Below are 13301 nucleotides of genomic sequence, written 5' to 3' on the forward strand. Positions count from 1 at the left end.
CGCACGATGTCGCGCATTATCGCCCCACTTGCCGCTTTCCGGCACCAGTACAGCTTACGTTGTACAACGCAGTAAGGTCCGCCGGGGTGTCCTGCACATCACAACAACACACCGATTGGTTCCAAGATTCCTGCCACAGGCCGGAGTTGACGCTTCCGTTACGGACGCGGGGGCCCGCCGGACGGCTACCGGCGAGGCTCTGGCCGAAACGGGCTACTTGGCCGTGAAGTTCTCGTACTCCCGCAATACCTCTTCGGTCGGTCCGTCCATGCGCAGCTCGCCGCGTTCCAGCCACAGGACGCGGTCGCAGGTGTCACGGATGGACTTGTTGTTGTGGCTGACCAGAAACACCGTGCCGGCCTCCTTGCGCAGTTCCCGGATGCGTTCCTCGGATCGCTTCTGGAACTTGCGGTCACCGGTGGCGAGCGCCTCGTCGATCATGAGGACGTCGTGGTCCTTGGCGGCGGCGATGGAGAACCGCAACCGGGCCGCCATGCCGGAGGAGTACGTCCGCATCGGCAGGGTGATGAAGTCGCCCTTCTCGTCGATGCCCGAGAAGTCGACGATGCCCTGGTAGCGCTCCTTGACCTGCTCCCGGGACATGCCCATGGCGAGACCCCCGAGGATCACGTTCCGCTCGCCGGTCAGGTCGTTCATCAGAGCCGCGTTCACGCCGAGCAGCGAGGGCTGGCCGTCGGTGTGGACCTTGCCCTTCTCGGCGGGCAGCAGACCGGCGATGGCGCGCAGCAGCGTGGACTTGCCGGAACCGTTGGAGCCGATCAGGCCGATGGCCTCGCCGCGGTAGGCGACGAAGGACACCCCGCGCACGGCGTGCACCTTGCGCACGCCCCTCGCCGCGTCGTCGGAGCCTCGCTTCAGGATCCTGCTGAGCGCGGCCGTCGCGCTGCCCTTGCCGGACTTGGCGCCGTTGACGCGGTAGACGATGTGCAGGTCGTCCGCGATGACCGTCGGGCGGCGTTCCTCCGGAGCTTCGGTGGCCTGCTCGGCGTGCTGCTCAGCCACGGCCGTACCTCTCCTCCGCCTGCCAGAAGTACACGAAACCGCCGGCGAAGACGACCACGGCCCAGAGCAGCGCGATGGCCCATACATGCGGCGGCAGATTCGCGGCGCCGTAGCCGTCGATCAGCGCGTAGCGCATCAGGTCCATGTAGACCGCGGCCGGGTTGACCTGGAGCAGCCGGACGGCGATCTCGGAGCGGCCCTCCATGATCTTGCTGATGGAGAACATGACGCCCGAGGTGTACATCCAGGTGCGCAGGATGAACGGCATCAGCTGGGCGAGGTCCGGGGTCTTGGCGCCCATACGGGCCACGATCAGCGCGAGCCCGGTGTTGAACAGGAACTGCAGCAGCAGGACGGGCACGATCAGCAGCCAGGCCAAACTCGGATAGCTGCCGAAGCCGATCGCCACGACGAACATCACGATCATCGAGAAGAGCAGCTGCTGGAGCTGCTGCAGCGAGAAGGAGATGGGCAGCGAGGCGCGCGGGAAGTGCAGGGCGCGCACCAGGCCCAGGTTCCCGGAGATCGCGCGGACGCCCGACATGACGGAGCTCTGCGTGAACGTGAAGACGAACACACCCGTGACCAGGAACGGGATGTACACGTCCTGGGACAGGCCGCGGCTCGCGTGCAGGATCACGCCGAAGATGAAGTAGTACACGCCCGCGTTGAGCAGCGGTGTCGCGACCTGCCACAGCTGGCCCAGCTTGGCCTCGCTGTACTGCGCGGTCAGCTTCGCCTGGGAGAAGGCGAGGATGAAGTGGCGTCGCCCCCACAGCTGGCGGACGTACTCGGCGAGTGAGGGACGGGCGCCGCTGACGGCGAGCCCGTACTTGGCGGCGAGCTGCGCGGCCGTCAGTCCCTCGTCGGGCGACGGTATCGCGTTCACCGCGACACCGTCGTCATGGCTTATGTGACTCACGAGTGGAAATCCGGAACTCTCTCGGTAAGAAGCTTGCTCTCTTCGGTAAGAGAAGCTTCTCAGATCACCGGAGGCCGGCCGAGTCGGGTCAGCCGCCACACCGTGCGCCAGCGCATGGGACGGCGCGGGCCGCACGGCGTCGTCCAGCCCTCGCGGAATCCGGCGAACCAGGCCCGCAGGGCCGGCCGGGACGGACGGCGCAGCAGCGTGAGCAGCATCCAGACCCCGAGATAGACCGGGACCAGGGGGGCGGGGAGGTTGCGGCGGGCCAGCCAGACCCGGTTGCGGGCGACCATGCGGTGGTAGACCGCGTGCCGCGAGGGCGCGGTGGTCGGGTGGTACAGCACCATGTCGGACCGGTAGTCGATCATCCAGCCGGCGTCAAGGGCCCGCCAGGCCAGGTCGGTCTCCTCATGGGCGTAGAAGAACTCGTCCGGCAGGCCGCCGACCTCGGCGAAGACCCGGGTGCGTACGGCGTTGGCGCCGCCGAGGAAGGTGGTGACGCGTGAGGAGCGCATCGGGTCGGAGGCCCGCAGCCGGGGCACGTGCCGGCGCTGGGTCTCACCGGTGTCGGGGTCGGCGATGCGGAAGCTGACGATGCCCAGCTCGGGGTCCGCGGCGAAGGCCTCGCGGCACAGCTCGGCGGTGTCGTGACGGGCGAGCAGGCCGTCGTCGTCGAGGAAGAGCAGTATGTCCACCTCGCGACCGCTGGGCCCGAAGGCCTCCGTGCCGACGTTGCGGCCGCCTGGGATGCCGAGGTTCTCGGGCAGCTCCACCGTCCGTACGCCGTCGGGGACGTCCGGGACGGGCGAGCCGTTGCCGACGACGACCACCTCGACCGGGTCGCCGTCCTGCTTGGCGACCGAGTCGATGAGGGCCCGCAGCTCCTCGGGCCGGTTGCCCATCGTGATGATGACGGCGCCGACCTTCACGGCGCTCACTTCAGCCTGCTGGAGGCGAGGATGGACACCAGGTGCAGCAGGGTCTGCAGCAGGGCGATGCCGGCGAGGACGGCCGTGCCGAGCCGGGTGAAGAACAGGTCGCCGCGGACCTGGTCGACGATCGCGAGGACCAGGATCAGCAGCGAGGCCTCGATGCCGAGGATGAGGCGGTGGAACTTGAGCGCCGCGGCGGCCCGCCGGGCCAGCGCCATGCCGGAGGAGCGCAGCTCGGCGGCGGCCTCCTGCACGGGCGGCTTGCCGGCCTGGTGCCGGGCGACGCCGACCAGGTCGGTCTCGGCCTTGATCAGGATGGCGCCGAGCGCGGCGAGGGTGCCGAGGAAGGCCCAGAGCCAGTCGATCCGGCCGCTGCCCCACAGGTCGGCGGCGCGCAGGCCGAGGCCCACCAGGACGGCCGCGTCGGTCAGATAGGCGCCGACGCGGTCCAGGTAGACACCGTTCAGGGAGTACTGCTTCTTCCAGCGGGCGATCTCGCCGTCGACGCAGTCCAGCAGCAGATACAGCTGGGTGGCGACCACGCCGAGCACGGCGCCCCAGATCCCCGGCACCAGCAGGGCCGGGGCCGCGAGCACGCCGCAGACGGTCATCAGGTACGTGAGCTGGTTGGGCGTGACGCTGGTGGTGACCAGGTAGCGGTCGATGCGCAGGGACACCTCGCGCATGTAGAGGCGTCCCGCCCAGTGCTCACCGCTGCGCCGGTCCTTCACCCCCGCGGGGTGGACGACCGGACGGAGTTCAGCTACCGATGGCCTTGACATAGTCGGCGTAGATGTCCTTGATCTGGTTCGTCTTGAGGTCGAGGTGCTCGAGGATCGTGTAGCGGCCGGGCCGGGTCTCGGGGGCGAACTCCACCGCGCGGACGAACTCGTCCAGGGTGAAGCCGATCTCCTCCGGCAGCACCGGGAGCCCGTGCCGGCGCAGCACGACGGCGGTGTGCACCGCCTCCTCGTGGGCCCCGCGCAGATACATCGCGAAGGCCGCGCCGAGCCCGCACTGTTCGCCGTGGGCGGCCGCCCGCTTGGGGAACAGCAGGTCGAAGGCGTGGTTGATCTCGTGACAGGAGCCGGAGGCGGGCCGGGAGTCTCCGGAGATCGACATCGAGATACCGGTGAGGACCAGCGCCTCGGCGAGCACCTGGAGGAAGCCGTTGTCGCCGATGCCTCCGGGGTGGCGCAGCACCGCCTCGCCGGCCTGGCGGGCCATGGCCGCGGCGAGACCGTCGATCTTCTCGCCGGTGACCCGGTTGGACAGCTCCCAGTCCGCGACCGCGTTGATGTTGGAGATCGCGTCGCCGATGCCGGCCCGCACGAACCGGGCGGGAGCCTCGCGGATCACGTCCAGGTCGATGACGACCGCGATCGGGTTCGGCACGCCGTAGGAGCCGCGTCCGGCGTCGTTGTCGAGCGTGGCGACCGGCGAGCACAGACCGTCGTGCGCGAGGTTCGTGGGTACGGCGACCAGGGGCAGGCCGACGCGGGCCGCGGCGAACTTGGCGCAGTCGATGATCTTGCCGCCGCCGAGCCCGACCACTGCGTCGTAGTGGCCGGACTTCATCTCGCCGGCCAGCCGGATCGCGTCGTCGAGGGTGCCTCCGCCGACCTCGTACCAGGTGGCGCCGGGCAGGGAGGGGGCGATGCGCTCGCGCAGCTTGGCGCCGGAGCCGCCGCTGACGGCGACGGCGAGCCGGCCGGACTGCGCGATGCGCTCGTCGGCGAGGACACAGGCCAGGTCGTCCAGGGCACCCGGGCGGATGTCGACGACGACCGGCGAGGGAATGAGCCGGGTCAGTAGCGGCACGCGATCTCCCGTCCCTTGGCGAGGTCGTCGTGGTTGTCGATCTCGACCCACTGGACGTCGCCGATCGGCGCCACGTCGATCCGGAAGCCGCGGTTGACCAGCTCCTGGTAGCCGTGCTCGTAGAACTGCTGCGGGTCGGTCTCCCAGACCGTCTTCAGCGCGTCGGCCAGATCGGGGGCGGCGTCGCCCTCGATCAGAGTGACGCCGATGTACTCGCCGGTGGCCTCGGCGGGATCCATCAGCTTGGTGATCTTCGTCATGCCCTTGCCGGCGTCGACGACGACCTTCATCTCCTCGTCCGCGAGGGACTTCACGGTGTCGAGGGCAAGAATGATCTTCTTACCTTCGCCACGCGCCGCGAGTAGCGTCTTCTCGACGGAGACCGGGTGGACGGTGTCGCCGTTGGCAAGGATCACACCGTCCTTGAGGGCGTCACGGCCGCACCACAGGGAGTAGGCGTTGTTCCACTCCTCGGCCTTGTCGTTGTCGATGAGGGTGAGCTTGAGGCCGTACTTCTGCTCCAGGGCCGCCTTGCGCTCGTAGACGGCCTCCTTGCGGTAGCCGACGATGATCGCGACCTCGGTCAGCCCGATCTCGGCGAAGTTGCCGAGGGTCAGGTCGAGCACGGTGATCGAGTCCTCTATGCCGTCCGGGCCCACCGGCACCAGTGCCTTGGGCAGGGTGTCGGTGTAGGGGCGCAGACGCCGTCCGGCGCCGGCCGCCAGCACGAGGCCGATCATGCGGGTTCTCCTTCGTCGTGTACGGCTGGGGCCCCTGCGGAGACCCAGAAGCGGATGCTCTCGACGAGCACCACGAGGGCGACGGCCACGGCGAGGGCCGTGAGCGCGACCGTGAACTGCGGGGCGATGAGCAACGCGGCCAGAACGGTGACCAGCAGCGTCCGCCCTTCGTGCCCCCCGATGACGCGCACCAGCCAGGCCGGGGGCGCCCCGGCGTCGCCGCGGATGCGGTACACCGTGTCGTAGTGATGGTAGGCGACGGCGGCCACCAGCCCGAAAGCCGCAGGAAGGGCCCCGTTTACCCCCGCCTTACCGGCGAGGGCCAGGACGGTGCCGTACTCGGCGGCCCGGAAGAGGGGCGGGACCAGCCAGTCGAGGGCGCCCTTGAGAGGGCGGGCGACGACGAAGGCCGAGGTCAGGACGTAGACCAGGGCGCCGATCACCGGCAGCACCGAGCCGTGGTCGGTGAGGGCGGAGCAGGCGACGACCGCGGCGCCGCCGAGGAAGGCGACGGCGGGTACGGCGAGGCCCGGCAGGCCGCGCTTGAGCATGCGCTGTACGGCCTCGGCGAGCGGGCCGGAGTCGGCGAGGTCCGCGAGCGCCCGGGCGGCCCGGTCGGTGCGGCGCGCCTTGCGGGTCAGGGACCGCAGCACCCGGCCCGCCGTGGTGTACGTCGCCGCGAGGGCGCAGCCGATGAGCAGGACGTAGAAGGTGATCCGGGGCGTGGTGGCCGCGGTCAGGATCGCGATCATCGCCCAGCGCTCACCGATGGGCAGCACGATCATCCGCCGCAGCCATATCGTCCAGCCGACGCTGTCGAGCTTGTCGGAGAGGGCGGCGGTCGGGCTGGTGTTGGCGGTGGCGTCGTGGTTGGCCTCGTTGAAGGCGAAGTCCACTGTGTGCCGGCAGGTCTGCAGGACCATCGCGCCGAGGGCGAGAGCCCACACGTCGTCGCCGCCGCGGGCCGCACCGAGGGCGAGGCCCGCGTAGTAGGCGTACTCCTTGGCCCGGTCGAAGGTGGCGTCGAGCCAGGCGCCGAGCGTGGAGTACTTCAGCGCGTAGCGGGCGAGCTGGCCGTCGGCGCAGTCCAGGACGAAGGAGGCGATGAGCAGGACGCCGGCCGCGATGAACCCCGCGCGCGTGCCCGTCGCCGCGCAGCCCGCCGCGATCAGGGCGGTGAGCAGGGAGGCCGTGGTGACCTGGTTCGGGGTCAGGCCTCGGCGGGCGCACCAGCGGGCGAGGTAGCGCGAGTAGGGACTGATGAAGAACGTGGTGAAGAAGCCGTCGCGGGACTTCACGGCCGACTTCAGGCGTACGGCCTCGTCGTCGACGGCGGCGACGGCCTGGCGGGCCTCGTTGCGGGCCTGCGGGTCGGCGGGGACGGCGGCGACCAGGCTGCCCAGCTCCGGCCGGTGCACCGCGCAGCCGTCGGCGTCCAGGGCGGTGACGATGCGGTCGGCGAGGCTGTCCACGGCGAGCGCCGTACCGCCGCCGGCCGAGGTCTCGCGGGCCACCGCCCGGGTCAGCTCCTGCCGGGCGGCCGGCTGGGCGGTGACGGCGCCGGGGACGGCGGAGAGCGGGAAGCGCGGGTCGGTCAGGCCGAGGCGCAGCGCGTGCGGGTGGCCGACGAAGCGGGCGTCGACCAGGGCCACGCGCTCGCCGGCCGGAGCGGCGGCGAGCAGGGTCTCGGCCTCGGCTGCGTCCGCTGCCACCCGGACGTCGAAGCCGAGCGCCCGCAGATCGTTCTCGAGGGACGATCCGGGCACGGGCTGACCCGTGACGATGGCGGTCGACAACCGAACTCACTCCCTGGGTGCCGACGCGTGGCGCCGGTCTCTCACATGATGGGGCGCCCTGTCCGCGGCACCCGGGCGGCATGTCGGCAGAGGCTATCCGATGGGCGGGAACCCCTGTTCACCGGCCGTTCACGGTCCGGCCCACGAGTGCTGCCCGGTCCTTTGCCGCGATCATCATCGGGGATCCGGGGCCCACCCCACAAACCGTCGGCGCAGAACCGGGCAACCGGGACAGGCGGACGGGCCCTTAGGGTGGACGACCATGACTTGGCTGATCACCGGCGGAGCCGGATACATCGGGGCGCATGTGGCACGGGCCATGGACGGCGCCGGGGAGAGCGTCGTGGCGCTGGACGACCTGTCGGCGGGGGTGCCCGAGCGGCTCCCGGCAGACGTCCCGCTCGTCCCGGGCTCGACGCTGGACGGCGAACTGCTCGCCCGGGTCTTCAAGGAGTACGGCGTCACGGGAGTCGTCCATCTCGCGGCGCGCAAACAGGTCGCCGAGTCGGTGGCCGAGCCCACCCGTTACTACCGGGAGAACGTGGGCGGCCTCGCCACGCTGCTGGACGCGATGGCCGGGGCCGGGATCCGGCAGCTGCTGTTCTCCTCGTCGGCGGCGGTGTACGGCAATCCCGACGTGGACCTGATCACCGAGGACACCCCGTGCGCGCCGGTGAACCCCTACGGCGAGACCAAGCTGGCCGGGGAGTGGCTGGTGCGGGCCGCCGGGCGGGCGCACGGCATCTCCACGGTGTGCCTGCGGTATTTCAACGTGGCGGGCACGGCGGCGCCGGAGCTGGCGGACACGGGCGTGTTCAACATCGTGCCGATGGTCTTCGACCGGCTCACCCGCGACGAGGCCCCGCGGATCTTCGGCGACGACTATCCGACGCCGGACGGCACCTGTGTCCGGGACTACATCCATGTGGCCGACCTCGCCGAGGCTCATCTCGCGGCGGCACGGCGGCTCGCCGGCGGGGACCTGTCCGGCGATCTGACGCTGAACATCGGGCGGGGCGAGGGTGTCTCGGTGCGCGAGCTGATCACGGTCATCGGGGAGGTCACCGGGGACCGCCGGGAGCCGGTGGTGGAGGGACGCCGGCCGGGGGACGCGCCGCGTGCGGTCGCCTCTGCCGAGCGGGCCGCCAAGGAACTGGGCTGGCGGGCCGGGCGCGGGGTGCCCGAGATGGCGGAGTCGGCCTGGCGGGGGTGGCAGCTGCACCGCGGTCGGTGAGCCGGGCGGGTGCAGCGCGGCACCAGGCCGCCGGCGGACCCACCGCCTCAGGCCACCCCATCCTGACCTGCGGAACGTTTCCGCAGGTCAGGACACATGACAACGGTGTTCAGTGCCGCGTTGCCCCATACCCCCCACCCGTAGTTCACTGGGCCCTGCCGGACGGAACGGGAAAGGGCGGTTGTCATGGGGGCAGGGCACGACCACGGGCATGCGCACAGCCATGCGCCGGCCACGGGTACGGCTGCGGCGGCGTACCGGGGCCGGCTGCGGATCGCGCTGGGCATCACGCTCACGATCATGGTCGTGGAGATCGTCGGCGGCCTGCTCGCGGACTCGCTCGCGCTGATCGCGGACGCGGCGCACATGGCGACCGACGGGGTGGGCCTCGGCATGGCCCTGCTCGCGATCCACTTCGCCAACCGCCCGCCGAGCACCAACCGCACCTTCGGCTACGCCCGCGCCGAGATCCTCGCCGCCCTGGCCAACTGTCTGCTGCTGCTCGGGGTCGGCGGATACGTCCTGTACGAGGCGGTCGAGCGGTTCGTGACGCCCGCGGACACCCGTGGCGGCCTGATGGTCGTGTTCGGTCTGATCGGCCTCGTCGCGAACTCGGTCTCGCTGACCCTGCTGATGCGCGGGCAGAAGGAGAGCCTGAACGTGCGCGGCGCCTTTCTGGAGGTGGCCGCGGACGCGCTGGGCTCGGGGGCGGTGCTGGTCTCGGGGGCGGTGATCCTGACCACCGGCTGGCAGACCGCCGACCCGGTCGCCTCGATCGTCATCGGCCTGATGATCGTGCCGAGGACGCTGAAGCTGCTGCGCGAGACGCTGGACGTGCTGCTGGAGGCGGCTCCGAAGAACGTCGACATGACCGAGGTGCGGGCGCACATCCTGGCGCTGGACGGCGTGGAGGACGTACACGACCTGCATGCCTGGACGATCACTTCGGGCATGCCGGTGCTGTCGGCGCACGTGGTGGTCAGCTCGGACGCGCTCAGCGCCATCGGGCACGAGAAGCTGCTGCACGAACTGCAGGGCTGCCTCGGCGATCACTTCGACGTGGAGCACTGCACCTTCCAGCTGGAGCCGGGCGGGCACGCGGAGCACGAAGCCCGCCTGTGCCACTGAAGGTCCGCTCAGGTGTTCGACACCCCGGGACGATTCCGTGCTTATCCGGCCGGGCACGATGATCTACCGGGTCCGGCTTTCGGCACGGCGCCGCGCGTCGACATGGCGGAAAGTGCCGGGAGTGCCGGATTCGTACGGCAGACTTGAGGTGCGAAGACCGAGGCGAAGGATGGGTATGCCGATCACACCTGCCACCGCGACGCACAGCTCGTCGAATGGCACCGAAGAGGCGATTCTGCTGGAACTGGTCGACGAGAAGGGTGTCACGATCGGTACGGCGGAGAAGCTCGCCGCCCACCAGCCGCCCGGACAGCTGCACCGCGCGTTCTCGGTGTTCCTCTTCGACGAACAGGGCCGACTGCTCCTCCAGCAGCGGGCGCTCGGCAAGTACCACTCCCCCGGTGTCTGGTCCAACACCTGCTGCGGCCACCCCTTCCCCGGTGAGGCGCCGTTCGCCGCCGCGGCCCGGCGCACGTTCGAGGAGCTGGGTGTGTCCCCCTCGCTGCTCGCGGAGGCGGGCCGGGTCCGCTACAACCATCCGGACCCGTCCTCGGGCCTGGTCGAGCAGGAGTACAACCACCTCTTCGTCGGCCTGGTGCAGGCGCCGCTCGCCCCGGATCCGGGGGAGGTCGGCGGGACCGCCTTCGTGACGGCGGCCGAGCTGACGGAGCGGCACGAGCGCGACCCGTTCTCGGCGTGGTTCATGACCGTCCTGGACGCGGCCCGCCCGGCCATCAGGGAACTGACGGGCCCGTCCGCGGGCTGGTGAGGGGCGCTGCGGCAGCCGTAACGGGGGCTGCGGGCAACTACGGCAGCGTCACGGAGGCCACACCCTACGGCAGCCTCACGGAGAGACGCGGCGCTACAGCGGTGTCCCGGGCTTGAGCGGCAGGGCGGCCCAGATCACCTTGCCGCCGCTCGCGGTGTGCTCCACATCGACGGTTCCGCCCGCCTCTTGCGCCACCTCGCGAACCAGGAGCAGGCCCCGGCCGCCGGTCTGGCCGTGGTCGGCCTCCAGAGCGGTCGGGCGGTAGGGATGGTTGTCCTCCACGGACACCCGCACCCACTCGGCTCCGACGGCGACCTCCACCGCCAGCGTCGGCGACAGCAGCGCCGCGTGCCGGACCGCGTTGGTGACCAGCTCGGAGACGATCAGCAGCAGGCCGTACTCCAGCTCGTCGGAGAGCGGCACGCCCTGGCGCAGCAGCAGGTCCCGTACGGCATGCCGGGCCTGCGGGACCGAGGCGTCCACCGCGGCGGCGGTGAAGCGCCAGATGCCCTCGTACGGCAGAGGATCGGGGGGCCGCTCGGCGCCCCCCGCTGGGCGCGGGTCGTCCCCGCGCCCGTGGTTGTCCATCGTCCGGTCGCCACCCTCGCGCTCGATTGTCACCACACGTCGAGTGTTGGTAACGATCCGCGCCGGTCCACGCACCTGAACACAAGTCAGCGAGTATCGGGCGGTTTCTGACCGAGTGCGTATGACACGGTCACGTGTAGGACTGTTCCTGTCTCCGAAGGACGCCGGTTCGCGAACTAGTCGGGTGGTATGGCCCCGGACGGCCCCTGTTCGGAGACGAGCCCGACGATACGGCGTCCGCCGTAGCCGGTGGCCACGAGGCCGAGGCCGTCGAAGAGCAGGGCGAGCGAGAAGAAGGCCCCGATGACGTACTGGCTGCTGCTCGGCCAGTGGCCGAGGACCAGAATCCCGAGCAGCAGGTCGAAGGCGCCGAGCAGCAGCGTCCAGCCGAACTGCGGTCCGCGCACGACCATGCTGCCGACCAGCCGGAACAGGCCCGCGGAGAGGAACAGCAGCGCGGCGAACATGGTGAGCGCGGCGGCCGCCGCGTGCGGCAGCCGGATGACGACGACGCCGGCCGCGATGTTGAGGGCGGCGACGACGACGCCGAGCCAGAAGAAGCTGGTGCCGCGGGCCTGGATCGAGTGCAGCAGGCCGACGATCCCGCCGATCAGCAGCAGCCAGCCGAACAGCAGCATCGAGGTGAGCGTGGCGACCGCGGTGTAGAAGAGTCCGACGAGCCCGGCGAGTACGAGGATCACGCCGAGCGCGGCGAGCAGGCCGAATCCCCGGTGCAGCCTCGTCGCCCTGTCTGTGCGCTTGCCGGCCTTGGCCATCGCCAGCTCCTTGATCGCGCGGATTTAATGCCCGTCTTTCCCTTTTATCCCTCTTTCCCTGTTGTCCCCGCTGAGCCGGATTCCGTAACTCGCCGGGTCTTCTCGAACCCGCCCGCTCTTCCCGGCCGCGCCGGACCCCCCGATACGATCCGCGCATGGAGCCCCAGCTGTCGCATCACATCGAAGGCGCCGTCGCCACCGTCGTCATCCGCCACCCGGCCAAGCGCAACGCCATGACCGCGGCGATGTGGCGTGCGCTGCCCCCGCTGCTGGACACGTTCGCGCGCGACCCGGGCGTGCGGGCGCTGGTGCTGACCGGGGAGGGCGGGACCTTCTGTGCGGGCGCCGACATCAGCACGCTCCAGGGCTCACCGGCCGAGGCCCAGGCGCTCGCGGTGGCGGCCGAGGAGGCACTCGCCGCGTTTCCCAAGCCCACCCTGGCCGCCGTACGCGGGCACTGCGTGGGCGGCGGGGCGCAGCTCGCCGCGGCTTGCGATCTGCGGCTGGCGGAGGAGGGCACGCTGTTCGGGGTGACGCCGGCGCGGCTCGGGATCGTCTATCCGGCCTCCTCGACCCGTCGGCTGGTGTCGCTGGTGGGCCCGGCCACCGCCAAGTACCTGTTGTTCACCGCGGAGTTGATCGACGCCCGGCGGGCGCTCGGCACCGGGCTGGTGGACGAGGTGCTGCCGGAGGGCGAACTGGACAAGCGGGTGGCGGAGTTGACCCGGATCCTGGTCTCCCGCTCGCAGCTCACCCAGGCCGCCGCGAAGGAGTTCGCGGGCGGCCGGACCGACCGGGACGCCCACTGGGCCGAGCAGGCCAGGGGCAACCCCGACACCGCGGAAGGCGTCGCCGCGTTCCTGGAGCGCCGGCAGCCGCGCTTCGCCTGGAGCGTGTCCGGGCCAGGGTCAGCGTCTACATCAGGATGAAACGGCTCCGGGCGCGCAGTTCCTCGACGACCCGGGCGGGGGCCTTGCGCGGGGATCCGGCGGCGTAGGGCGGCTGCGGGTCGTACTCCGTGGCCAGCTGGACGGCCTGCGCGTACTCGTCACCGGCGATGCGGCCGGACAGGGTGAGGGCCATGTCGATGCCTGCGGAGACACCGGCGGCGGTGACGTACTTCCCGTCCGCCACCACCCGCTCCTCCGTCGGCTCGGCGCCGAACCGCTTCAGCTGGTCCAGTGCCAGCCAGTGCGAGGTCGCGCGGCGGCCGTCCAGGAGTCCGGCGGCGGCGAGCAGCAGCGAGCCCGTGCACACCGAGGTCGTCCAGGTGCTCGTCGCGTCGACGGCGCACAGCCAGTCGAGCAGGGGCCGGTGCTCCATCAGGGCCTGCTGGCCCGGGCCGCCCGGCACCACCACGACGTCCGGACGCGTGACCTCGGCGAGCGACCGGTCCGCGACGACCGCGAGCGCACCGGTGTCGGTGCGGACGGACCCGGTGCGTTCGGCGACGAACACGGTCTCGGCATCGGGGAGGCGGGAGAGGATCTCGTACGGGCCGACGGCGTCCAGGGCGGTGAAGCGGTCGTACACGACGATGGCGATCTGCATGATGTTCTCCTTCATCGG

Annotated in this window: 14 protein-coding genes; 4 read left to right on the top strand and 10 right to left on the bottom strand. The window is 70.9% G+C overall.

From position 1 onward, the window contains the following. Positions 1-213 precede the first annotated feature (213 nt). Genes AV521_RS14490 through AV521_RS14520 form a run of 7 tightly spaced genes read right to left on the bottom strand, consistent with a single transcriptional unit; the run spans position 214 to position 7237 of the window. Entirely contained in the window at positions 214-1023 is an 810-nt protein-coding gene (locus tag AV521_RS14490; protein ID WP_076088271.1) for an ABC transporter ATP-binding protein, read from the bottom strand. Beyond that, positions 1016-1945 carry an ABC transporter permease gene (locus AV521_RS14495; RefSeq protein ID WP_076088273.1) on the bottom strand — a complete coding sequence of 310 codons (930 nt, stop codon included), beginning with the start codon at positions 1943-1945 and terminating at the stop codon, positions 1016-1018. The genes AV521_RS14490 and AV521_RS14495 overlap by 8 nt, the downstream gene beginning before the upstream one ends. 59 nt (positions 1946-2004) lie before the next feature. Next, entirely contained in the window at positions 2005-2877 is an 873-nt protein-coding gene (locus tag AV521_RS14500; RefSeq protein WP_076088275.1) for a glycosyltransferase family 2 protein, read from the bottom strand. 5 nt (positions 2878-2882) lie between these two features. Further along, the gene (locus AV521_RS14505; RefSeq protein ID WP_076088277.1) at positions 2883-3662 is read right to left on the bottom strand and encodes a CDP-alcohol phosphatidyltransferase family protein; all 780 of its coding nucleotides are present in this window, start codon (positions 3660-3662) and stop codon (positions 2883-2885) included. Beyond that, a complete protein-coding gene (locus AV521_RS14510; protein WP_076088279.1) occupies positions 3640-4701 on the bottom strand; it encodes an iron-containing alcohol dehydrogenase family protein in 1062 nt (353 codons plus the stop codon). Before AV521_RS14510 ends, AV521_RS14505 begins: the two co-directional genes overlap by 23 nt. Then, positions 4689-5441: a sugar phosphate nucleotidyltransferase gene (locus AV521_RS14515; protein ID WP_076088281.1), complete on the bottom strand. Its 753-nt coding sequence runs from the start codon at positions 5439-5441 to the stop codon at positions 4689-4691. Before AV521_RS14515 ends, AV521_RS14510 begins: the two co-directional genes overlap by 13 nt. Next, the gene (locus AV521_RS14520; protein WP_076088283.1) at positions 5438-7237 is read right to left on the bottom strand and encodes a DUF5941 domain-containing protein; all 1800 of its coding nucleotides are present in this window, start codon (positions 7235-7237) and stop codon (positions 5438-5440) included. The genes AV521_RS14515 and AV521_RS14520 overlap by 4 nt, the downstream gene beginning before the upstream one ends. 262 nt (positions 7238-7499) lie before the next feature. Here AV521_RS14520 and galE point away from each other — a divergent pair, with 262 nt between their 5' ends. From galE to idi, 3 genes are all read left to right on the top strand, one after another. Next, the gene (gene galE, locus AV521_RS14525) at positions 7500-8471 is read left to right on the top strand and encodes a UDP-glucose 4-epimerase GalE (protein WP_076088285.1); all 972 of its coding nucleotides are present in this window, start codon (positions 7500-7502) and stop codon (positions 8469-8471) included. A 186-nt stretch (positions 8472-8657) separates the two neighbouring features. Continuing rightward, the gene (locus tag AV521_RS14530; RefSeq protein ID WP_076088287.1) at positions 8658-9599 is read left to right on the top strand and encodes a cation diffusion facilitator family transporter; all 942 of its coding nucleotides are present in this window, start codon (positions 8658-8660) and stop codon (positions 9597-9599) included. A gap of 175 nt (positions 9600-9774) precedes the next feature. Next, positions 9775-10368 (top strand): isopentenyl-diphosphate Delta-isomerase, encoded by a 594-nt coding sequence (gene idi / locus AV521_RS14535; RefSeq protein WP_076088289.1) that lies wholly within the window; start codon positions 9775-9777, stop codon positions 10366-10368. A 93-nt stretch (positions 10369-10461) separates the two neighbouring features. On the opposite strand, the gene AV521_RS14540 is transcribed toward idi, so the two are convergent. Together AV521_RS14540 and AV521_RS14545 are read right to left on the bottom strand one after the other, a co-directional pair. Further along, a complete protein-coding gene (locus AV521_RS14540; protein ID WP_076088638.1) occupies positions 10462-10956 on the bottom strand; it encodes an ATP-binding protein in 495 nt (164 codons plus the stop codon). A gap of 176 nt (positions 10957-11132) precedes the next feature. Further along, positions 11133-11732 (bottom strand): HdeD family acid-resistance protein, encoded by a 600-nt coding sequence (locus tag AV521_RS14545; RefSeq protein ID WP_076088291.1) that lies wholly within the window; start codon positions 11730-11732, stop codon positions 11133-11135. A 155-nt stretch (positions 11733-11887) separates the two neighbouring features. On the opposite strand from AV521_RS14545, the gene AV521_RS14550 reads away from it, so the two are divergent. Further along, positions 11888-12661 carry an enoyl-CoA hydratase/isomerase family protein gene (locus tag AV521_RS14550; RefSeq protein ID WP_076088293.1) on the top strand — a complete coding sequence of 258 codons (774 nt, stop codon included), beginning with the start codon at positions 11888-11890 and terminating at the stop codon, positions 12659-12661. On the opposite strand, the gene AV521_RS14555 is transcribed toward AV521_RS14550, so the two are convergent. After that, positions 12648-13283: a DJ-1/PfpI family protein gene (locus AV521_RS14555; protein WP_076088640.1), complete on the bottom strand. Its 636-nt coding sequence runs from the start codon at positions 13281-13283 to the stop codon at positions 12648-12650. The genes AV521_RS14550 and AV521_RS14555 overlap by 14 nt on opposite strands. Between the last annotated feature and the right edge of the window lie 18 nt (positions 13284-13301).

It is taken from the genome of Streptomyces sp. IMTB 2501 (assembly GCF_001953885.1).
GTDB lineage: Bacteria > Actinomycetota > Actinomycetes > Streptomycetales > Streptomycetaceae > Streptomyces.